The following is a 21,587-nucleotide window of genomic DNA, read 5'->3' as shown; positions in this document are numbered from 1 at the left end:
GGCGTCACGCGAAGGGGCGCCGGACGTTGTCCCGCTGCGAGGGCCCGGGGGTCGCGTCGGCGATCCACGGGCCGTCGCCCGACGGGTCGACGATCCCGCGCTCCAGCCATTCGAAGGAACCGCCGAGCACTCCCTTGACGACCTTGCGGTCCAGGTCGTCGGTGTTCGACCACAGGCGGGTGAACAGCTCGTCGACGCGGATGCGGGCCTGCCGGCAGAACGCGTCGGCGAGCAGGTAGGCCTCGCGGCCGTGGTCGCCCTGGCGGCGCAGCAGTTCGGCGCGCACGCAGGCCGCGCTCATCGCGAACAGCTCGGCGCCGATGTCCACGACCCGGCCCAGGAAGCCCTGCTTGGTCTCCATCCGGCCCTGCCAGCGGGACATGGCGTAGAAGGTGGAGCGGGCCAGCTTGCGGGCGTGCCGCTCCACGTAGCGCAGGTGCGGGGCGAGGTCCACGCCGTGCCTGAAGTCGCCGTACGACGTGGGAAGCTGGCCCGGTCCCGCGACCAGCCTGGGCAGCCACTTGGCGTAGAAGACGCCCGCGTTCGCGCCCGCCCTCGCCTTGTCCTGGAGGGACTTGTCGGGGTCGATGAGGTCACCGGCGACCGAGAGGTGGGCGTCGACGGCCTCGCGGGCGATCAGCAGGTGCATGATCTCCGTGGAGCCCTCGAAGATGCGGTTGATGCGCAGGTCCCGCAGGAGCTGCTCGGCGGGGACGGCGCGTTCGCCGCGCGCCTGCAGTGACGCCGCCGTCTCGAAGCCGCGGCCGCCGCGGATCTGGACCAGCTCGTCGGCCATCAGGCAGGCCATCTCGGAGCCGTAGAGCTTGGCGAGGGCGGCCTCGATGCGGATGTCGTTGCGGTTCTCGTCGGCCATCTGGGAGGACAGGTCGACGACCGCCTCCAGGGCGAAGGTGGTGGCCGCGATGAAGCTGATCTTGGAGCCGACCGCCTCGTGCAGCGCGACCGGCTTGCCCCACTGCTCACGCGCCGCCGACCACTCGCGGGCGATCTTCAGGCACCACTTGCCGGCGCCGACGCACATCGCGGGCAGCGAGAGCCGCCCGGTGTTGAGCGTGGTGAGGGCGATCTTCAGGCCCGCGCCCTCGGCGCCGATGCGGTTGGCGGCCGGTACCCGGACCTGGTGGAAGCGGGTGACGCCGTTCTCGATGCCGCGCAGGCCCATGAACGCGTTGCGGTTCTCCACGGTGATGCCCGGCGAGTCCGCCTCGACGACGAAGGCCGTGATGCCGCCCTTGCCGTCCTCGGTCTTCGGCACGCGGGCCATGACGACCAGGAGGTCGGCGACCACGCCGTTGGTGGTCCACAGCTTCACGCCGTCGAGGACGTAGTCGTCCCCGTCCGGTACGGCGGTGGTGGCCAGGCGCGCCGGGTCCGAGCCGACGTCCGGCTCGGTGAGCAGGAACGCCGAGATGTCGGTGCGGGCGCAGCGCGGCAGGAAGGCGTCCTTCTGCTCCTGGGTGCCGAAGATCTTCAGCGGCTGCGGCACGCCGATGGACTGGTGGGCGGAGAGCAGCGCGCCGACCGCCGGGTTCGCGGAGCCGACCAGGGAGAGGGCCCGGTTGTAGTAGACCTGGGTGAGGCCGAGGCCGCCGTACTTGGTGTCGATCTTCATGCCGAGGGCGCCGAGCTCCTTGAGGCCGGCGATCACCTCGTCCGGGATACGCGCCTCGCGCTCGATGAGCGCCGAGTCGATCTTCGTCTCGCAGAACTCGCGCAGCCGCGCCAGGAACTCCTCGCCGCGCTGCACGTCGTCGTCCGCCGGGAGCGGATGCGGGTGGATGAGGTCGAGCCGGAGGCGCCCGAGGAACAGTTCCTTGGCGAAGCTGGGCTTGCGCCAGTCCTGTTCCCGGGCGGCCTCCGCCACCTGGCGGGCCTCCCGCTCGGTGACGGTGGGTTTCTTGGTGGTGGGGGCGGACATTAAGGCTCACCTCGCCACAAAAGGGGTTGTTGAGGACTGTTCGTTACCGACCAGTGCTACTGGATCGTTGGTACCCGAAACGGGCCGCCCCTACCAGCCCTCGCGGTCCGATCGGCTGACGGTCCGGCGGTTCCGAAGCGCCTGTCAGCCGATGTCGACGGAGTACGACGTGGTGTCCAGCCGGCCCGAACCCCTGAACACCTCGGCGCCGGACTCGATGCCGGAGAGGTACTTGTCGTTGCATCTTGCCGTCGCCGACCCGGATCGGCAGTCCGGTGGACGCCTTGTCCGGCTTCCAGCCCCAGTGCCAGCCGAGGACCGTACTGGCGTACGACTTGACGTCCGAGTCGCTGCCCTTGTTGTTGTTCGCCCAGGTGTGCGACGTTCCCCAGGAGATGGTGGAGGCCGACCGCGAGTTGTCCCAGACGCACTGGGTACCGGTGCCCTTGTCCTGACCCCAGAGGTTGTCGTTCAGGTAATACTTGCCGAGCGCGATGGTGTCGAAGGCGGTGCACTTCCTGCTCGACTCGCCGGCCTGCGCCACGGTGACACCCGCGGCGGCGGCGAGCGCGACCGAGGCGGCCAGCAGCGTCTTCGCCGTCCGGGACAGGCGCGGTCTGCGGTGTTGCGTCAAGGGGTCCTTCCGGGGGACGGTTCGGGGTACGACCCGTCAGACGGCCGTACGACCTCTTTGTGGCCGCCGCCCCTCCGAAAGGTTACCGAGGGCGCCTCATCAATTCGCTGTCGAAGCGCTTCGACAGCCTATGGACACCTACCCGCACTGAAGCTACTGTCGAACCACCCTCACTCGCCCCTGTCAGCAATGCGCACTGTCGAAGCGCTTCACAAAGCTTGGAGAGCTGGATGGTCACCCTCGCCGAGGTCGCCCAGCACGCCGGAGTCTCGGCGAGCACGGTGAGCTATGTCCTCAGCGGCAAGCGGTCCATCTCCACCACCACCCGGCAGCGGGTCGAGCAGAGCATCCGGGAGCTGGGCTACCACCCGAACGCGGGCGCCCGCGCCCTGGCCAGCAGCCGGTCGAACATCATCGCGCTGATGATCCCGCTCCGTACCGACATGTACGTGCCGGTGATGATGGAGATCGCGATCGCGGTGGCCACCACGGCCCGCCTGCACGGCTACGACGTCCTGCTGCTCACCGGCGAGGAGGGCCCGGACGCGGTACGCCGGGTCACCGGCAGCGGGCTGGCCGACGCCATGATCCTGATGGACGTGGAGCTGGAGGACGAGCGGCTGCCGCTGCTGCGGCAGACCGACCAGCCCTCCGTGCTCATCGGCCTGCCCGCCGCCACCTCGGGACTGACCTGCGTCGATCTCGACTTCGGGGCGACCGGCGCGCTGTGCGTGGAGCATCTCGCGAAGCTCGGTCACCACGACATCGCTGTCATCGGCGAGGCCCCGGCCGTCTACGAACGGCACACCGGCTTCGCCGAGCGCACCCTGGACGGACTCCGGTCCCGGGCCCGGGAGCTGGGCCTTCGGGTGCTGCACCGGCCGTGCGAGGGCGGGTACGACGCGATGACCGTCACGCTGGCCCGGATCTTCGACGAACGCCCGGGCACCACGGGCTTCGTCGTCCAGAACGAGTCCGCGGTGGAGCCGCTGCTCGCGCTGCTGCGCCAGCAGGGCCGGGCCGTGCCCGAGGACGTGTCCGTGGTCGCCGTCTGCCCGGACCAGGTCGCCGTCCAGGCCTCGGTGCGGCTCACCTCGGTCGCCATCCCGGCACAAGAGATGGGCCGGTACGCCGTGGAGCACCTGGTCGCCAAGCTGGACGGCCGGGGAAGCGACGAAGTCGTGCTGATCGCACCCGAGTTGACGGTACGGGCGAGCACGGGACCGGCGCCGGCCGGGTCCTGACCCCATTGCAGTGCCCCGCCCTTGCCGGGCACCCCTCTGTCTGCACTCCTCCAGGAGCACGTGACATGAATCAGCCTGCCGAAATCCAGTCCGCGCAGAGCGGGCCCAAGGTCAGCCTCGCACAGTCCTCCCCCACCGTCGGCACGTTCCGCGAGCGGGACGGCGCCCTGGAGTGGAGCGGCCGTCAGGAGACGCTGCGGATCGAGCCGTGGGGTCCGGACGCGGTCCGGGTGCGGGCCAGGCTCGGCGGGCCCGTCCTCGACGGTCTGCCGGGCGCCCTGCTCGACGAGCGCCCGGCCACCGCGTCGACGGTCAAGATCGGTGACGGAGAAGCCCAGTTGACGGTGGGAGCCGTCACCGTCGAGGTGTCCGCCGAGGGCCTGGTCCGGTTCCTGCGCACCGACGACCGCTCGGAGGTGCTGGCCGAGGAGCGCGCCCATTTCTGGTGGCCCGGACCGCGCCTGTACACCGCGGTCGGCAACGGCTACCACCGCCTGGAGCAGCGGTTCGCCGCCTACGAGGGCGAGAAGCTGTTCGGCCTGGGCCAGCACCAGCACGGGCGCCTGGACCAGAAGGGCCTGGTCGTGGACCTGGTCCAGCGCAACGCCGAGGTCTCGATCCCGGTACTGGTCTCCAGCCGCGGCTACACGCTGCTCTGGAACAACCCTGCGATCGGCCGCGTCGAGCTGGCAGGCAACGGCACCCGCTGGGTGGCCGACTCGGCCCGCCAGCTCGACTACTGGATCACGGTCGGCGACCCGGCCGACGGACAGCGCAACTACAGCGCGGTGAGCGGCCGTTCGCCGATGCTGCCGGAGTGGGCGGCGGGCTTCTGGCAGTGCAAGCTGCGCTACCGCACCCAGGACGAACTCCTCGCCGTGGCCCGGGAGTACAAGCGCCGCGGCCTGCCCATCTCGGCGATCGTCTGCGACTTCTTCCACTGGACCCACCTGGGCGAGTGGAAGTTCGACCCCAAGGAGTGGCCGGACCCGGCCGCGATGGTCCGCGAACTGGACGAGCTGGGCATCAAGCTGGTGGTGAGCGTCTGGCCGTCGGTGTCCCCGCTGAGCGAGAACCATCCGGTGATGGAGCAGCGCGGCTACTTCATCGGCACCCAGTACGGCCCGACGGCGCACGCCGACTGGCCGGACAAGGAGGTGGCGTCGACCGTCCAGGTGGGGTTCTACGACGCCACCAACCCGGACGCCCGCGAGTTCGTGTGGTCCAAGGTCAAGGAGAACTACCTGGACCCGTACGGCATCACGGCCTTCTGGCTGGACGCCTGCGAGCCAGAGCTGAAGCCGGGCTTCCAGGAGAACCTGCGCTACTGGACGGGCCCGGGCCTTGAGGTCGGCAACAGTTACCCCGCCGAGAACTCCAGGACCTTCCACGAGGGGCTGCGGGCCGAGGGCGAGGAGGTCGTCACCCTCAACCGCTCGGCGTGGGCGGGCAGTCAGCGCTACGGGGCCGCGCTGTGGTCCGGTGACATCGGCACCGACTTCACGACCCTGCGCCACCAGATCGCGGCCGGTCTCAACACGGCCCTGTCCGGCATCCCCTGGTGGAACACCGACATCGGCGGCTTCCACGGCGGTGACCCGGACGACCCGGCGTACCGCGAGGTGATGGTCCGCTGGTTCCAGTTCGGGGCGCTCTCCCCGCTGATGCGCCTGCACGGATTCCGCGACCCGGGCATGCCGCTGGGCCCGGACATGACCGGTGGCCCGAACGAGGTGTGGTCGTACGGCCCGGAGGCCGGCGCGATCCTGGAGAAGTACCTGCGGCTGCGCGAGCGCCTGAAGCCGTACGTCCTCGATGTCATGCGGGAGGCCCACGAGGAGGGCCTGCCGGTGCTGCGGCCGCTGTTCCTGGAGTTCCCCCAGGACCAGGCGTCCTGGGCGGTCGACGACGCCTACCTCTTCGGCCGTGACCTCCTGGTGGCGCCGGTGCTCACCGCGGGTGCGACGGCCCGGACGACGTACCTGCCGGCGGGCGCCCGCTGGACGGACGCGTGGACGGGTCAGTCGTACGAGGGCGGAACGGCGGTGACGGTGGACGCCCCGCTGGATCGCATTCCGCTGTTCCTGCGGGACGACGCGAGGCTGCCGGTGGCTGCGGAGGAGTAGCGCGGCCGGATTGCGACGCCCCTGGGTTACCGGCCGGTAAATGTCTCAACTCGGCCGTGCGGGCGGGTGGTTGGAGGGGGTAGGCAGTATCCCCTCCGCTGTCCCCCCACGAAGGGTTCCGCTGCCGTGCCCATGGACCCGTTCCCTCTCACGATCGCCAACCTGCTCCTCAGACCCGGCTTCCGCGGCCGCCGCACCGCTGACCGGGCCTTCGACCGGCTGCTCGGCGCGGCCGGGCCGGCGGAGGGCGACGAGCGGTTCACCGACGACTTCCGTCACCTTCTGCGATGTTGGGCGGAGGCCGAGCATCTCACTCCGGTCGGCTGGCTGTCCGCGCGCGGGCACGTCGGCCGGCATCTCGGCAACCGGGCCCGGATCCGCCGGCTGCTCGCCGAGCACCCCGAGATCGAGCGGGAGCCCGTCGAGCGGCCGGTGTTCGTGGTGGGCCTGCCGCGCACCGCGACCACGCTCACCCACGGCATCCTCTCCCTCTCCGCGGACCACCGCTGCCCGCTGCTCTGGGAGTTGCTCACCCCCGACCTCGACCTCGCGCCGGCGGAACGGGCGAAGGCGATCACGACCGCCCGTCGCCTGGTCGGCGGCATCAACCTCTTCTCGCCGGGGTTCCGGCACATCCACAACCTGCGCCCCGAGGGCCCCGAGGAGTGCACCTTCGCGCTGCCGCACACGGTGATGCCGCTCTCCCAGGCGGTGATCCCCGAGTACCTGTCCTGGCACGAGAGCCATGACTTCGGCGCCGACTACCGCTACCTCAAGCAGATCTACCAGGTGCTCCAGTACGGCCGCCCGCGCCGCCGCTGGGTGCTGAAGTCACCGCTGCACCTGGAGAACCTGGACGCGCTGCGCGCGGTCTTCCCGGACGCCGTCATCGTGTGGACGCACCGGGATCCGGCCACCGCCGTGGCCTCGTTCTGCAGCCTGGTGGAGCACGGCATGGCGGTGAACACCCGCCCCCTCGACCTGCGCTGGATCGGCGCCACCTGGCTGGAGCTGCTGGCCCGCTCGGCCGGCCGCGGCCTCGCGGCCCGCGCCGGCATCCCCCGCGCGTCCCTCGTCGACGTGCCGTACTCCTGGCTGGGCGCGGACCCGGCCGCGGGCGCCCCGAAGCTCTACGCGGCCGTCGGCGCCCGCTGGACGGAGGCCGACGCGGCCCGCCTCCCGGCCGTCACCGCCCGCCCCAGGGGGACCCGCGCCCACAGCTACGACCTGGCCCGCTACGGCCTGACCCGCGCGGACGTCGAGACGGCCTTCGCGGACTACAACGCGCTGCGCGCCGAGGTCGACCGGGCATGACCGCGAAGGGGCCGGCCCCGCACCGCACGCGGGACCGGCCCTGCCGCTCAGCTGCTGCTGACGCTCTCGCTGTTGACGGTGAAGTCCAGCCCGCCGGACGAGGACGTGATCTCGAAGCCGAACTGGAAGTCGCCGATGGTGACGTTCCCGAACCAGCCCTTGGTGTCCTTGATCCACTTCAGGATCGGCAGGACGTTGACGGTCCCGGAGGACGAGTTCGAGGTACGCACGAACGAGAAGACGTCGTTCGAGCCGTTGTTGCCCTTGTATACGGTCCAGGTGTGGCCGCCCAGGGTCAGCGTGCCCTGCGAGGTGCCGAGCGGGCCGACGGCACCGGTGTGGTTCATCCAGAGCATGATCTCGTACTTGTAGCCGGTGTCCCAGATGTCGTACGACGTGTTGTACGCGCCGGACGACGGGACCGTGACGTTGTAGCTGGAGGTGAGCGAGGAGAGCGAGGTGATCGGCTTGCTGATCACCGCCTTGGCGTTGGGGTAGGACTTGATGCCGCCGGTGTCGGGGTGGTTGGCCCAGACCCCCCAGTTGGTACCGGAGTTGGCCCAGATGCACTGGCTGCCGGCGCCGGAACCCCAGATGTTGTTGTAGAGGGTGTAGCCGTTCAGCGTGGTGTTGCCCCACTGGTCGCAGGAGCTCCAGACCGCGGCGGAGGCGGGGGCGGAGGCGAGACCGACGGTGGCGCCGAGGGCGAGCGCGGGGGCTATCAGGGCCTTGGCGACCCTGGCGAGCGTACGTGTTGCCATGGTGTCCCTTCCATGGGTGGGGGGAGGTGCGGTGGCTACCACGTCCCCAGGGTGAGGACGTGGTCTTCTCCGGCGGCGAGGTCGAGCGGCCGGCTGCCGGAGGAAGTCCACAGGGCGACGCGGAGCGTCCGGTGCGGCTTGAGGACGGCCCGCGCGCCGTCGGGGGTCCAGTCGAGGTCGAGTTCGGCTCCGAAGCGGGTGCGGATGCCGCGCAGCCGCCCTGTCCTCAGGGCTGTCGGGGGCGCCGGCAGCAGGACCAGGCGGTCCGGGGTCGACTGGACGAGGGCTTCGACGATCACGGCGGGCAGGGTGTGCGCGGCGTCGGCGTTGTAGACGTCGCGGTGCGGGTAGTGGGCGCTCATCAGGGAGGCGTGGAAGAAGTCGCCGTCCAGGACCTGGGCGAGGGCGGCGGCGACCCGCTCGCCGTCCCGCAGGCGGGCCGCGATGAGCGCGTGGTGGAGGTGGCCGTGGGCCGAGTCGTTCTCGGCGCCACGCAGTTCGAGCGCGCGGTGGGCGGCGGCCGCCAGCTCCGGGGTGTCGTACGGGGTGATCTCGTCGAGCGGCCAGACGCCGTAGAGGTGGCTGAGGTGGCGGTGGTCGTAGGTGTCGTCGAGGCCGGGCCAGGCCCACTCGGCGAGCGCGCCGTCGGCGTTGGTGCGGTGCGGGGGCAGCCGGTCGGCGAGGGCGCGCCAGCGGTCGGCGTCGGGGCCGGGATGGTAGTCGGCCGCGGTGCGCAGGGCGTGCCGGGCGGCGGAGAGGTCCATCGCCGCGTTGACCGCGCCCCAGCTCGCGTTCGCGGGCCGGTTCTCGGGCGAGTAGGAGGGCACGACGACGAGGTGGCCGTCGGTGTCGGTCCGGGTGAGGAAGTCCTCGTAGAACCGGGCGACTTCGGCCAGCGCGGCGGCCGTGCGTGGATCGCGCGCGCCGCGGCTCTCGTCGTGGTCGACGAGCGGCTTGAGCAGCCAGTCCGCGCCGGCCGTCCACAGGTGCAGCGGGTACTCGCGGCTGAAGTGGTAGGTCAGTCCGGACTCACCGTCGCTGTGCGCGGGCGCGACCGCACCCCGGGCGCCGAAGACGGCGCGGGCGTTCTCGCGCCAGTCGCCGAGCTGACGCTGGACCAGTGCGGCGCAGGCCTCGGTGACCTCGGGCAGGGCGGTGGCCGCGGCCGAGGCGGTCTGGAGGTTGACGTTGGCGTCGTTGGTGAAGGCGCCGGACCAGGCGGTGTGCCACTCACCGGTCCACAGTCCGGTGAGGCGGGGCGGGTTGAGGCCGGAGGCGGAGAGCAGGTGGTAGCGGCCGGCGGCGAAGAGCCGCTCCAGGAGGGCCGCTTCGGTGGGCTGCCTGAGCAGCTGGGAGCCGGGGAGGGCGCGGGCGGCCGGGGCGGCGGCCAGGTCGAGGGTGACGCGGGTGTAGGCGGTGCGGTGCGAGGCGAGGTGGGGGGCGAGCAGCGCGTCGTACGACTGCTGCTCGGCGAGCAGGTCGCCCAGGTCGCGTGCCTCGGCGGTCACGTCGAGTTCGCCGGTGTGGCGGCGGACCCGGGTGAGGAGGAGGACGGACTCGGCGCCGGTGACGCGGACGCCGGGCGGGACGAGTCCGGTGGTGCCGCCGGTGACGGCGATCAGTGTGACGCCGGTGTAGGCGCGGTCGCTGTCCGGGTAGCGGGCGCGGAGGCTGAGCAGGGCGCCCTCGGGGGTGCGCAGCGCGCCGTGGCCGACGGCCAGTCCGGGCGGGGCGCCGGGGAGCCGGTGGTCGAGGGCGATGTCGAGGGCGAGGCCGGCGGTGCTGGTGACCTGCTGGACGATCACGTCGTCCGCGCGGGAGACGAAGACCCTGCTGGTCCAGTCGGCGGCGGTGGCGGTGACCTCGCCGGTGGTGAAGTCGACGGAGCGGCGGTAGCCGTCGGTCGGGCCGGGCGGCCTGCGCAGCCTGATCTGGAAGGCGGGGTGGAAGGGCTGGACCCACTGGAGCGGACGGCCGTCGGTGAAGCTCTCGGCGGCGTCCGACTGCCCGGCGAGCAACCTGTTCTGCACGTCGGCGAGTCGGGCCGCCAGGCGGGGCGGGCGGGCGTGTTCGCCGCCGTTCGGGCGGACGAGGGTGTGCTGGGTGACGATGACACGGTCGTCGTTCGGGTCGCCGTACACCAGGACGCCGTGATGGCCGTTGCCGCTCAGGAAGGCGTCCTCCCAGCGGGTGGCGGGCGCGGGCTCCCAGGTGCCGTGGACGGGGCCGGTGGCGGTCACGGCTTGAGCACCGCCGCTCCGTGGCGGCCGAGGACGATCTCGTCCGTGGCGCTCGAACCGGTCAGCAAATCACGATGTGTTCCCATGACCCGCACCTTTACCTGATCACGCCCGTGGTTGAACAGGAACAGCAGCTCGCCCCGCCGGATCGCCTCGACGCCCGCCGGCAGCCCGTCCAGCACCGGCCTGATCCCCGCCCCGGCGGCGATCCTGCCGAGCAGTGCCCGCAATGCCTCCGGTTCGGGCAGCGTGGACACGTACCAGGCGTGTCCGTTGCGCAGCACGGCCGGCAGCCCGTCGAGTTCGCCGCCGTCGTACGCCACCGTCTCCGAGACGCCGGGCGCGGCCTCGATCTCCTCCGACCACAGGGTGCCCCGGAACCCCCGGCACGCGACGGTCTCCCCCGCGTCCAGCGGCCACCACTCGTGCAGGGTTCGGATGCCGAACAGCTCGCGCAGCCGTGCGTCCATGCCGCCGGGGCGGATCCGGTCGTCCTCGTCGGCGATGCCGGTCAGGAAGCCGCTGACCAGGGTGGAGCCGCCGCGGACGCAGGCGAGGAGGTTGTCGATCGCGGCGTCGGTGAGGAGGTAGAGCTGCGGAACGACGACCAGCTTGTAGGAGGACAGGTCGTGTTCGGGGTGGGCGAAGTCGGTGGTGAGGTTCGACTCCCACAGGGCCCGGTGCCAGGCGTGCAGGACGTCGGGGAGGTCCACCTCGGTGGAGAGCCGGCCTTCGTGGGCACCGGCCCACCAGGAGTGCCAGTCGTGGAGGATCGCGATGTCCGCACTGACGTGACGACCTGTCACCTCGGCACCGATCGCGGCCAGTTCGGAGCCGAGCTGCTTGACCTCCTGGTACGTGCGGCCCTGCTCGCCCGCGTGGCTGACCATCCCGGAGTGGAACTTCTCCGCGCCCTGCCTCGACTGCCGCCACTGGAAGTAGCAGACGGCGTCCGCGCCCCGGGCCACGGCCTGGAGGGACCACTGGCGGTTGAGGCCGCGGGGCTTGGGGTGGTTCACCCCTCGCCAGTTGACCGGCCCGGCGGCCTGCTCCATGAGCATCCAGGGGCCGTGCGCCTGGGAACGGGTGAGGTCGTGGACGAGCGCGCCGTGCTGCGGGCCGAGGGGATTCCGCGGGTCGGGGTAGAGGTCGACGGAGACGACGTCCTCCTCGGCCGCCCACCGCCAGGCGTCCTGGCCGATCCACAGGGGCATGAAGTTGGTGGTCACCGGGATGTGCGGGGTGTGCCGGGCGACGATGTCCCGTTCGGCCGTGTAGCACTCCAGGAGCATGTCGGAGGTGAAGCGGCGGAAGTCCAGCACCTGTGTGGGGTTCTTCAGGTAGTGGGCGTGACGCGGCGGCAGGATGCCGTCCCAGGTGTCGTATCCCTGGCTCCAGAACGCCGTGCCCCAGGCGGAGTTGAGGGCGTCGAGGGTGCCGTAGCGCTCGCGCAGCCAGCGGCGGAAGGCGGCGGCGGCCTCGTCGCCGTAGTCGAAGGTGCAGTACTCGTTGTTGATGTGCCACACGGTGAGGGCGGGGTGGCCGGCGTAGCGGGCGGCGAGGTCCTCGGTGATGGCGGTGGCATGACGGCGGTAGGTGGCGCTGGAGTGCGAGAAGTGCTGGCGGCCGCCCCACCACTCGGTACGGCCGTCGGCGTCTTGGGGCAGCGTGTCGGGGTGCAGCCGCCCCAGCCACGGCGGCGGGGAGGAGGTCGGAGTGGCCAGGACGACACCGATGCCGTTCTCGTGCATCAGGTCCATGAGCCGGTCCAGCCAGCCGAAGTCCCGCTCCCCCGGCTGCGGTTCGAGCCGCGCCCAGGAGAAGACACCCATGGTCACGGAGTTCACGCCGGCGGCCCTCATCAGCCGGACGTCCTCCTGCCAGGTCTCCTCGGGCCACTGCTCGGGGTTGTAGTCGCCACCGAAGAGGATCCGGCCGCGGGTGGCGTCGGAGAGCCCCGGCGGCTTCTGACCGGCGGTCATCGGACGGGGTCCCCGTACTGGATGCCGCGCCCGTTGGTGGCCAGGTAGACCCTGCCGTACACGCGCGGGTCACCGGTGACGGCCTGCCCGATCCAGCCCCACTGGTGGCGGTCGTCGTTGATCCGGGTCCAGGACCCGGCCTCGTCGTCGGAACGGTGGACGGCGGTGATCGACTCGGTGGAGCCGACCAGGTAGATCGCCGGGTAGCCGGCGCCGGGCGCCGCCTTGCCGAAGCCCAGGGTGTACGCGGCCCAGCAGCTCGTGACCTTGGTGAAAGCGGCACCCCCGTCAGTGGATCGGTACAGGCCGTTCCACTTCACGCTCAGCCACAGGTCACCGGACCGGCCGGGCGCCGCGACCAGCTGGAACTGACTGTCACCGGAGGGCAGACCGGTGGCACGCACCGTGAACGAACGACCACTGTCAGTGCTGGCCAGTAGCGTTCCTGTGTCGGTGTCGTACGCGTAGAAGAGCGTCGGGTCGGCCGGGTCGGCGACCGGCGTGGCGCCCTTCGGGAAGGAGGAGATCTCGGTCCAGGTGGCGCCGTTGTCGTCCGACCGGTGGGCGGGGTACTTGGTCCCGTCCCAGTGCACGAAGGACCACAGCAGCACGCTGCCGTCGGCGTTGGTGGCGATCGGCCCCGGTGCGTCGTGGGCGAGGGAGGGCTGGGCAGTGAAGGGCGCCCAGGTCCGGCCCCCGTCGTTCGAGAAGGCGCCGTTGCCGTTGTCGCCCCAGCCGGTGCGGACCACGTACGCCGGCCTGCCCGCGGCCTGTGCGAGCCCTGTCGCCGACCCGAACACGGGGTTCGTGGCCATCCCGCGGGACGGAGACGCGGTGAGCCGCTCGTGGTAGAGGACTCCGATGTCCCCCGAGCCGCTCAGCAGGTGCGCCTCCCCGACCGGGGGCGACACCAGCCGAAGCACCGACGTCTCCTCCAGGCCGCGGATCCGCGGGGCCCAGTGGACGAGGTCACGGGTGCCGTAGAGGGTGGCGCCGGTGCCGTAGACGACGTGCTTCGAGTCGTACGGGTCGACGGCGACGGCCTGTATCCACCACCCGAACTTCGGCTGGTCGCCGCCCCACTTGAGGAAGGGGGTCTCCGACACGTCGAAGACGGCGGAGTCCTTGAGGGAGGTCCAGCTCCGGCCGCCGTCGGTGGTCCGGTAGAGGGTGTCCACGGCCGTCCACCGGTTGTTCGTCGAGACGACGACGGTACCGGGCCGGCGGGCGTCGACGGCGACCCCGCCGTAGCCGAAGGTGTCGCCGCCGCCGGGTGGGACGGGCGTGACCTCCGTCCACCTGTCCGTGCCGGTGGCGAGCTTGTGCACGCTGCCGTCCGACTGGCCGTTGGGACCGGGGGCGTCGGCGTACGTCACGTAGAGCTCGCGGGCGTGGCGGTCGTAGGCGGCGCGGACCGGGATCTTGGCGGCGGTGCCGGTCGGTTGGCCGGGGACGGCCTCCCAGGTGGTCCCGTCGGTGGTGCGGTACAGGCCGACGGCACTCGCGCCGCCGTCCCCGTCCGCCCAGCCGGCGTAGAGGGCACGGCCGGCCGCGACGAGCAGGCTGACGCCCTGGCCGGAGGCGGAGGGGGTCGCCGGGAAGCCGGCTGCCGCCGCCCAGGTGGCGCCCCTGTCCGTCGACTTGAGGAGCCCGTCGTGGCGGGTGCCCAGCCACAGGGTGTCGCTGTCCCGCGGGTCGACGAGGAGGCGCTCGCCCATGCCCCGGCCGTCCTCGTTGGCGCCGAGCTTGACGGTGAGGTCGGTACGGGTCCAGGTGGCGCCGCGGTCCTCGGAGCGCAGGACCGCGCCGTTGCCGGCCCAGGACTGGGCATAGGTACCGAGGGCGAGGTAGAGCCGGTCCGGGTGGGCGGGGTCGACGGCGAGGGCCTCCACCCCGAGGAGGTTCCAGTCGTCCCAGCCAAGGTGGTCGGTGAGGGGGGTCCAGCGGGCGGTGGGGGCGTCCCAGCGGTAGGCGCCGCCGATGTCGGTGCGGGCGTAGGCGAGGCCGGGGGTGGTGGGGTGGAAGAGGACACCGGTGACGAATCCGGTGCCGCCGATCACCGCGTTGCGCCAGCGGTACGCCTGCGGCTGGGGCTCGGCCGCGTGGGCGGTGGGGATGGGGAGGGCGGTGAGGGCGGCGGTCGCTGCGGTGCCGGCGAGGACGGTTCTGCGGCTCAGGGTGGGCATGGGGAACCTTCGGTGAGCGTGGGTTGGTGGGTGGTCCGGGGTGGGGGCGGGGGGTCGCTGACCGGCGCTGGCAGGGTGCCTCCCCCAGAGGGGGGACCCCCAGCGCCCACCCGTGCCGCCCCAGCGGCACGACTGCCCGCAGCCGAGAAGCCCCGTGAGGGCGCGGGGAACTGCGCGAGCAGCCACGACACACCCGCAGTCGCCGACGCTCCCCGCCACCCCTTTCAGAAGGCGGCCGTCAGCCCTTCACGGCTCCGGTCAACATGCCCTTCTTGAAGTGCTTCTGGACGAACGGGGACAGGACCGCCACCGGCAGCAGGGCCATCACCATCACCGCCATCTGCACGGCGAGCCCCGACAGTTCGCCCGTCTTGATCGCCTGCGCCAGCCCCACCGGGGCCTGCTGCTTCTGGACCAGTTGGATCATGACGTTCTGCAGGGGCATCTTGTTCTGGTCGTTGAGGTACAGGGACGCGTTGAACCAGGCGCTCCAGTACCCGACCGCGTAGAAGAGGGTGATGACCGCGAGGACCGCCCGGGACAGCGGCATGACGATCTGCCACAGGATCCGGAAGTCGCCGGCGCCGTCGATGCGGGCGCTGTCGATCAGTTCCTGCGAGATGCCCATGAAGAAACCGCGCAGGACGAGGATGTTGAAGACGCTCACCGCGCTGGGGAGGATCAGGGCGAGATAGCTGTCGGTGAGGCCCAGGGACTGGACCAGCAGGTAGGTCGGGATCAGGCCGGCGCTGAAGAACATCGTCGCCATGAGCAGCAGCAGGAACCAGCGGTGGCCGAGCGACCCGATGCGGGAGAGTCCGTACGCGCACAGGACCGACACGGTCATCGAGAACAGCGTGCCGACGAGGGTGATCAGGATGGAGATGACCGTGGCCCGGGTGACCTGGCCGCCGCTGAGGAGTTCCCGGTAGGCGACGAAGGTGATGCCCTTGGGGACCATCACCAGCCCGCCCGCCTCGTCGATGGTCCGGCCGGAGGACAGGCTGGTGACGACCACGATCCAGAGCGGGAAGAGGACGCCGAGGCAGGCCAGCGTCAGCACCAGGCCCTTGCCGGCGGCGCCGGCCCTGCTCGGTTCCTCCTCCCACACGGGGCGGGGCGGCGCGGCCCACCGGGACGGCGGCCGCTCCCCTGTGGGCGGTTTGTCGATGACGGCGGTCATTTCTTGTACACCCCCTGCTCGCCCATGAGATGGGCCACCTTGTTCGCGGCGAGGACCAGTCCGAGGCTGACCACGCCCTTGATGAGCCCTGCGGCGGCCGCGTAGCCGAAGTCCTGGTTGCGGACGCCGTTCCACCAGACGAAGGTGTCGAGGACTTCCGAGGCTCCCGGTCCGACGGCGTCGCGCTGGAGGAGGATCTGTTCGAAGCCGACCGTCAGCGCGTCGCCCACCCGCAGGACCAGCAGCAGTGCGATGACCGGGCGCAGGGCGGGGAGCGTGACGTGCCAGATGCGGCGCCAGCGGCCCGCACCGTCCATGGCGGCGGCCTCGTAGAGGTCCGGGCTCACGGACGCCAGCGCCGCCAGGAAGACGATGATCCCCCAGCCCGCGTCCTTCCAGATGCCCTCCGCCGTGACCAGGAACTTGAAGGTCGACGGGTCGGTCATGATGTCGAGGCCGTCGTAGCCGTGCTGCCGCAGCAACTGCGACAGCACACCCGCGCCGCCGAAGATCTGCTGGAAGACGGAGATGACCAGCACCCACGAGAAGAAGTGCGGCAGGTACAGGACCGCCTGGGCGATCGCCCGTACGCGGGGCCGGACCACGCTGTTGATGAGCAGCGCGAGGGCGATCGGGATCGGGAAGAACAGCACGAGTTGCAGGAAGAACAGCACCAGGGTGTTCTTCACCGCGTTCCAGAAGGCGGAGTCGGCGAAGATCTGCTGGAAGTTCTCGACGCCCACCCACGCACTGTGCAGCATGGAGACGATGCCGTTGTCGCTGACGTACGGGTCGTAGTCCTGGAAGGCGACGATGTTGCCGAGGATCGGCAGGTAGTTGAAGACCAGGAGCAGCAGGACCGCCGGCAGGGTCATCAGGATCAGGGTGCGGTCGCGTCTGAATCTGACGCGCAGGCCGAGCTTCCCGGTCTTCGTCGTCCTCCCCGTTCCGGTGGCGCCGCCGGACGCCACCGGAGTTCCCTGTGTACCGTCGTCGTCTGCCTCGGCCCTGCTGCGAGGCACCGTGCTGTGGGACACGGCCGTTCTCCTTGCGTCAGTGCCCGGTCAGCTCGCCGAACCGTTGTCGTCGAGCAGCTTCTGGTACCAGTCGCGCAGCTTGTCGCCGCCCTTGCTCTTCCAGTCCGCGACGGCCTGCTGCATGTCGCTGATCTTCTTGCGGCCGCGGGTGATGTCGTCTTCGAGGGTCTCGAAGTTGTCCATGAGGTTGGTGTAGCGGGTCGGCTCGGTGATCATCTGGCCGAAGAAGCTGGACTTCCTGGTGAAGGAGCCCATCCGCTGCTGCCACTCCACCTGGGCCTTGGCGACGTCGGGGAAGTCGGGGTGGGCGATGGTGGAGGCGGGGCTCGCGACCATGACGTAGGCGTTGATGACCTCGTTGTTGCCCCGGGTGGTCTTGGTGGGCACGCCGTCCTTGACGGTGTAGTGGGTGCCCTCGACGCCGTAGTTGGTGGCCATGTACTCCTTGGTGCCGTACGGCGCGGCGGTGACGTTGGCGACGGCCAGCACGTCGTGGATCACGGACTCGGAGGCCTTCTTGTTGACGAAGGCGAAGATGCCGGCCGGCTGTTCGGCCCAGACCTGCGGGTTCCCGCCGTCGTGGCCGTAGACGTCCATGCCCCAGATCTTGAAGTCCGGGTTCTTGGTGGCCTGTTCGGCGGTGCGGCTCCACCACTGGCTGATGTCGTTGGGGTAGATCAGGAACTCGCCGGCGGCGAACTTGGGGCCCGGGTCGGGGGCGTTCTTGCCCAGCATGGCGTCGGGGTGCACCACCCCGGCCGCGAAGAGCTTGCGGGCCCACTCCAGCGCTTCGAGGTACTCGTCGGTCTCGATGCGGTTGATCAGCTTGCCGTCCACGAGGTTCCAGCCGAGCGGCTTCTCGCTGCCGGACAGGACGCTGAACATCTGCCAGGCGGTCCACTTCATGTCCATGCAGGCCCAGCGCTTGGCCTTGGCGTTGGTGATCTCCTTGGCCAGGGAGAGGAACTCGGCGGCCGAGCGCGGGACCTCGTAGCCCTCCTTGTCGAAGATGTCCTTGCGGTAGAGGGGCACGATGTTGGTGACGTACGAGGCCGGCATCGGCAGTCCGCGCAGCTTGCCGCCGAAGATGCAGCGCCGCCAGGCGTCGGTCGGGATGGCGGCGAGGTTCGGGTAGTCCTTGACCTTGTCGCCCGACAGGTACGGGCCGAGGTCGGCGAACTTGCTGATGATGGCGGTGGGTATCTTGCCGCCCATGTTCCAGTTCGGGATGACCACGACGTCCGGGACGTCGCTGGAGGCGAGGACCGCGCCGAGCTTCTGGTCGTAGGTGTTGCCGTCCTGGTTCTGCCACTCGACGTCGACGCCGATCATGTCGTTCATCGTGTTGTAGTACGGGTTGTCCTGCTTGGGCGGGGAGCCCCAGAACGGCGACATGATGGTGACCTTGCCGCCCTTGCCCAGCTTCTTGGGGACCGAGGTCTTCAGGGTCGCCAGGTCGAGCTTGCTGGTGAAGCCGATCGACGAGCCGTTCTTCGACGGGATGTCCGGGGTCACCACGTTGTTGGCGACGTAGGCCGGCAGCAGCTTCTTCGCGTCCTTGCCCGACGAGGAGCCCCCTCCCGAACCGCTGTCCGACGCCCCGCAGGCGGCGAGCAGCGGCATCCCGCCCGCCACCGCTGCGGTGGCGACTGCCGTGGAGGCGAGGAAACTTCTCCGACTCGGCCCGGAGGGGGCGGAAGCGGCGTTCGGCGTCATTGCGTCAACCCTTCATGGCGCACCAGGACACCCGGCGGTGGCCGTCGGCTGCGGTGTCTTGAGTGGAACTGGCTGAGCTGAAGCGGTCCTCCGACCCACGTCATGCGTCCCTGGGAGGAACCGGATGGTCGGCTGTTCGACTAGTCGAAGCGCTTCGATGTTGCTGCGAGGTTAAGTGAACACCCGGGGGTGCACAAGGGTGGCTTCCAAGATTCCTCCGAGGTATGGCTGATGACCTCTTCGTATGCGCCCCTTGAAATATCGCTGAGTCTCTCTTGACACCCGGCCCCGCGTCGAATGAGCATCGAAGCGCTTCGAAAGGGCCTCGCCGCTCCATCGCAAGGGGAACCGCACGTGACCGCAAAAACGCCGCCCGCGCCACCTTTCCGCGATCCGCACCTGCCGTTCGCGAAGCGCATCGACGATCTGCTGGCGCGGCTCACCCTGGACGAGAAGGTCTCCTTCCTGCACCAGTTCGCGCCGCCCGTCGAGCGGCTGGGCGTCGCCGCCTTCCGCACCGGTCAGGAGGCCCTGCACGGGGTGGCCTGGATGGGTCCGGCGACGGTGTTCCCGCAGGCGGTGGGGCTCGGCGCGACCTGGAACACCGATCTGGTGCGACGCGTCGGAGAGGCCGTGTCCCACGAGGTCCGGGCGATGCGCGCCCGTGACGACCGCGTCGGCCTCAACGTCTGGGCGCCGACGGTGAACCTGCTGCGCCACCCCCTGTGGGGCCGCAACGAGGAGGGCTACTCCGAGGACCCGAAGCTCACCTCCGCCATCGCCACCGCCTACACCCACGGCCTGCGCGGCGACCACCCGGTGTACTGGCGCACGGCACCCGTGCTCAAGCACTGGCTGGCCCACAACAACGAGACGGACCGGGCCACTTCCTCCTCCTCGGTCCGCCCGCGGGTGCTGCACGAGTACGACCTGCGCGCCTTCCGGGAGACGGTGGAAGCGGGCGCGGTGGCCGGGGTGATGCCCGCGTACAACCTGGTCAACGGCCGCCCCAACCACGTCTCCCCGTACCTGCGCGAGCAGTTGCGCACCTGGACCGACGAGGAGCTGCTGGTCTGCTCGGACGCCGGCGCGCCCAGCAATCTGGTGGATCACGAGCACTACTTCGAAACGCACGAGGAGGCCACGGCGGCCGCCCTGCTCGCCGGGGTCGACAGCTTCACCGACCACGGCACGGACAGTTCGATCATCGTCGCCCGGATCCAGGGCGCGCTGGCCCGGGGCCTGCTGACCGAGGCCGACGTCGACACTGCCGTGCGCCGCCAGCTCTCGGTCCGCTTCCGCCTCGGCGAGTTCGACCCGCACGGCGGCCCGCAGCCGGACACCGCCGAGTTCGACACCCCGGCCCACCGTGCGCTCGCCCAGGAGGCGGCCGAGCAGGCGGTGGTCCTGCTCAAGAACGACGGTGACCTGCTGCCGCTCGCACCCGACGCCCGGATCGCCGTGGTCGGCCTGCTCGCCGACGAGTGCAAGCTCGACTGGTACAGCGGCACCCTGATCCACCGCTCCACCCCGCTGGAAGGCCTGTACGAGCGGTTCGGCGCGGAGCGGGTGGAGTTCGCGGAGGGTGTGGACCGGGTCCGGCTGAAGCTCGCGGACGGCACCTTCGTGCGGGTGCCGACCGCCCCCGAGGCCACCGACGAGGTACGCGGCGCGGCAGGCGCCCTGGACCCGGCACTGCTCGCGGGCCGCACCGACCTGCCCCCGCTGACCACCGGCACCACCGGCACCGAACTGGCCCTCGTCGACTGGGGCGAGGGGGTGCTGACGCTGCGCGCCCCGGACGGCCGCTATCTCTCCGTCGCCGAGGACGGCTTCGTCCGCGCCGCCGCGGACCAGCCCGGCGGCTGGGTCGTCCAGGAGACATTCCGCCTGGAACCCCACGAGAACGGTCACCTCCTCAGGCACCTCGGCACGGGTCGCCACGTCTCGGTCGCCGCCGACGGCGTGAAGGTTGCCGATGAAAACGCTTCGATCTTCGAACTGATCATCGCCGAGCGGGGTGAGGACGCCGTGACCAGGGTGGCCGCCGCGGCCGACGTGGTCCTCGTGGTCGCGGGCAACGACCCGCACATCAACGGCCGCGAGACCGAGGACCGTACGACCCTGGCCCTGCCCCCGCACCAGGAGCGCCTGCTGCGTGCCGCCCGGGCCGCCAACCCGGACACGGTGCTGGCGCTGGTGTCGTCGTACCCGTACGCGGTGGACGCGGCCCGGCTGCCCGCCGTGCTCTGGACGGCCCATGGCGGGCAGGCGGCCGGCACCGCCCTCGCCCGGGTGCTGGCCGGCGACGTCTCACCGGCGGGCCGCCTCCCGCAGACCTGGTACGCCTCCGACGCCGACCTGCCCGGCCTGCTCGACTACGACGTGCTGGGCGCCCGCCAGACGTACCTCTACTTCGAGGGCACCCCGCTCTTCCCGTTCGGCCACGGCCTGTCCTACGCGTCCTTCTCCTACGCGGACCTGGTGACCGAGGTGGCGGACGGGACGCTCCGCGTCTCCTGCACGGTCGCCAACACCGGCGATGTTCCGGCGGACGAGGTGGCGCAGCTCTACACCCGGGCCCTCGAACCGTCCTCGGTACGCCCGCGCCGCGAACTCCTCGCCCATCGCCGGCTCACGCTGCGGCCCGGCGAGCGGACCGGTCTGACCTTCGAAGTCCCGCTCTCCGCCTTCGGGTTCTGGGATGTGGCGCGGGGCGGATGGCGCCTGGAGCCCGGCCCCTACGACGTGCTGGTCGGCGCGTCCAGCGAGGACGTCCGGCTGCGTGGGACCGTGGCCCTGGACGGCGAGCCGGCGCTGCCCCGGCCCGCCGCCGAACAGGGCCTGGCGGCGGCCGGCTTCGACGAGCAGTCGGGCATCGCGATCGTGGACCGCACGAGGACGGAGGGCGACGCGGTCACTCCCGAGGGCGACGGCCCAGGCGAACTCGTCTACCGGAACTGCGACTTCGGCGCGGGGGTCACGGAGGCGGCCGTGCGGGTGTCGGGGTCGGGCACGCTGGAACTCTCCCTCGACGGCGGCCCGTCCCCGGCGGTGCTGACGCTCGCGGAGCCGACGCCGGATCCGTACACGTACACCTCGCTCACCGCCGGCATCGCCGCCGAGGGCGTCCATGACGTCCACATCAGACTGCGCGGCCCACTGCGGCTCGCGCACGTCGGCTTCTCCGGTTGAGGGTCCGGAGCGGCCGGCACGGGGTAGGGG

At 71.0% G+C, this 21,587-nt stretch carries 13 protein-coding genes; 4 read left to right on the top strand and 9 right to left on the bottom strand.

Annotation, left to right across the window (positions count from 1 at the left end; all coding sequences use genetic code 11):
* Nucleotides 1-4: 4 nt before the first annotated feature.
* Complete coding sequence (locus tag OHB00_RS36235; protein WP_406441187.1) at nt 5-1,939, bottom strand: acyl-CoA dehydrogenase family protein; 1,935 nt, start codon at nt 1,937-1,939, stop codon at nt 5-7.
* Between the two features lie 43 nt (nt 1,940-1,982).
* Nucleotides 1,983-2,573, bottom strand: coding sequence for a hypothetical protein (locus tag OHB00_RS36230; RefSeq protein ID WP_406441185.1), 591 nt, complete (start codon nt 2,571-2,573; stop codon nt 1,983-1,985).
* A gap of 230 nt (nt 2,574-2,803) precedes the next feature.
* On the opposite strand from OHB00_RS36230, the gene OHB00_RS36225 reads away from it, so the two are divergent.
* From OHB00_RS36225 to OHB00_RS36215, 3 genes are all read left to right on the top strand, one after another.
* On the top strand, nt 2,804-3,817 hold the full coding sequence (locus OHB00_RS36225) for a LacI family DNA-binding transcriptional regulator (protein WP_406441183.1): 1,014 nt from the start codon (nt 2,804-2,806) through the stop codon (nt 3,815-3,817).
* Between the two features lie 65 nt (nt 3,818-3,882).
* The gene (locus OHB00_RS36220; protein ID WP_406441181.1) at nt 3,883-5,943 is read left to right on the top strand and encodes a TIM-barrel domain-containing protein; all 2,061 of its coding nucleotides are present in this window, start codon (nt 3,883-3,885) and stop codon (nt 5,941-5,943) included.
* Nucleotides 5,944-6,075: 132 nt separating this feature from the next.
* Entirely contained in the window at nt 6,076-7,257 is a 1,182-nt protein-coding gene (locus OHB00_RS36215; RefSeq protein ID WP_406441180.1) for a sulfotransferase family protein, read from the top strand.
* A 47-nt stretch (nt 7,258-7,304) separates the two neighbouring features.
* Here the strand turns inward: OHB00_RS36215 and OHB00_RS36210 are convergent, their stop codons facing one another.
* The 7 genes from OHB00_RS36210 to OHB00_RS36180 all read right to left on the bottom strand — a co-directional run bounded on the left by OHB00_RS36210 (nt 7,305) and on the right by OHB00_RS36180 (nt 18,362).
* Entirely contained in the window at nt 7,305-8,018 is a 714-nt protein-coding gene (locus OHB00_RS36210) for a glycoside hydrolase family 12 protein (RefSeq protein ID WP_406441178.1), read from the bottom strand.
* Nucleotides 8,019-8,053: 35 nt separating this feature from the next.
* Nucleotides 8,054-10,258, bottom strand: a complete 2,205-nt coding sequence (locus tag OHB00_RS36205) for a glycosyl hydrolase family 95 catalytic domain-containing protein (RefSeq protein ID WP_406441176.1) — start codon at nt 10,256-10,258, stop codon at nt 8,054-8,056.
* Nucleotides 10,255-12,240 (bottom strand): beta-galactosidase, encoded by a 1,986-nt coding sequence (locus OHB00_RS36200; RefSeq protein WP_406441174.1) that lies wholly within the window; start codon nt 12,238-12,240, stop codon nt 10,255-10,257. The genes OHB00_RS36205 and OHB00_RS36200 overlap by 4 nt, the downstream gene beginning before the upstream one ends.
* On the bottom strand, nt 12,237-14,426 hold the full coding sequence (locus OHB00_RS36195) for a 1,4-beta-glucanase (protein ID WP_406441172.1): 2,190 nt from the start codon (nt 14,424-14,426) through the stop codon (nt 12,237-12,239). The genes OHB00_RS36200 and OHB00_RS36195 overlap by 4 nt, the downstream gene beginning before the upstream one ends.
* Before the next feature lie 238 nt (nt 14,427-14,664).
* On the bottom strand, nt 14,665-15,609 hold the full coding sequence (locus OHB00_RS36190; protein WP_406441170.1) for a carbohydrate ABC transporter permease: 945 nt from the start codon (nt 15,607-15,609) through the stop codon (nt 14,665-14,667).
* Complete coding sequence (locus tag OHB00_RS36185) at nt 15,606-16,646, bottom strand: ABC transporter permease (protein ID WP_406441168.1); 1,041 nt, start codon at nt 16,644-16,646, stop codon at nt 15,606-15,608. The genes OHB00_RS36190 and OHB00_RS36185 overlap by 4 nt, the downstream gene beginning before the upstream one ends.
* A 27-nt stretch (nt 16,647-16,673) precedes the next feature.
* A complete protein-coding gene (locus OHB00_RS36180; RefSeq protein WP_406441167.1) occupies nt 16,674-18,362 on the bottom strand; it encodes an extracellular solute-binding protein in 1,689 nt (562 codons plus the stop codon).
* A gap of 354 nt (nt 18,363-18,716) precedes the next feature.
* Here OHB00_RS36180 and OHB00_RS36175 point away from each other — a divergent pair, with 354 nt between their 5' ends.
* Nucleotides 18,717-21,557 carry a glycoside hydrolase family 3 C-terminal domain-containing protein gene (locus OHB00_RS36175; protein ID WP_406441165.1) on the top strand — a complete coding sequence of 947 codons (2,841 nt, stop codon included), beginning with the start codon at nt 18,717-18,719 and terminating at the stop codon, nt 21,555-21,557.
* Nucleotides 21,558-21,587: the final 30 nt, after the last annotated feature.

This window comes from Streptomyces sp. NBC_00631 (assembly GCF_045206895.1).
GTDB lineage: Bacteria > Actinomycetota > Actinomycetes > Streptomycetales > Streptomycetaceae > Streptomyces.
The sequence above is the reverse complement of the archived record's forward strand: the minus strand, read 5'-3'. Positions and strand labels throughout refer to the sequence as shown.

What these genes read in the sequence shown, in the direction of transcription:
- OHB00_RS36225 (WP_406441183.1), top strand. Translation starts at nt 2,804, where the DNA reads ATGGTCACCCTCGCCGAGGTCGCCCAGCACGCCGGAGTCTCGGCGAGC.
- OHB00_RS36210 (WP_406441178.1), bottom strand. Translation starts at nt 8,018, where the DNA reads ATGGCAACACGTACGCTCGCCAGGGTCGCCAAGGCCCTGATAGCCCCC.
- OHB00_RS36195 (WP_406441172.1), bottom strand. Translation starts at nt 14,426, where the DNA reads ATGCCCACCCTGAGCCGCAGAACCGTCCTCGCCGGCACCGCAGCGACC.
- OHB00_RS36235 (WP_406441187.1), bottom strand. Translation starts at nt 1,939, where the DNA reads ATGTCCGCCCCCACCACCAAGAAACCCACCGTCACCGAGCGGGAGGCC.
- OHB00_RS36220 (WP_406441181.1), top strand. Translation starts at nt 3,883, where the DNA reads ATGAATCAGCCTGCCGAAATCCAGTCCGCGCAGAGCGGGCCCAAGGTC.
- OHB00_RS36190 (WP_406441170.1), bottom strand. Translation starts at nt 15,609, where the DNA reads ATGACCGCCGTCATCGACAAACCGCCCACAGGGGAGCGGCCGCCGTCC.
- OHB00_RS36200 (WP_406441174.1), bottom strand. Translation starts at nt 12,240, where the DNA reads ATGACCGCCGGTCAGAAGCCGCCGGGGCTCTCCGACGCCACCCGCGGC.
- OHB00_RS36180 (WP_406441167.1), bottom strand. Translation starts at nt 18,362, where the DNA reads ATGACGCCGAACGCCGCTTCCGCCCCCTCCGGGCCGAGTCGGAGAAGT.
- OHB00_RS36215 (WP_406441180.1), top strand. Translation starts at nt 6,076, where the DNA reads ATGGACCCGTTCCCTCTCACGATCGCCAACCTGCTCCTCAGACCCGGC.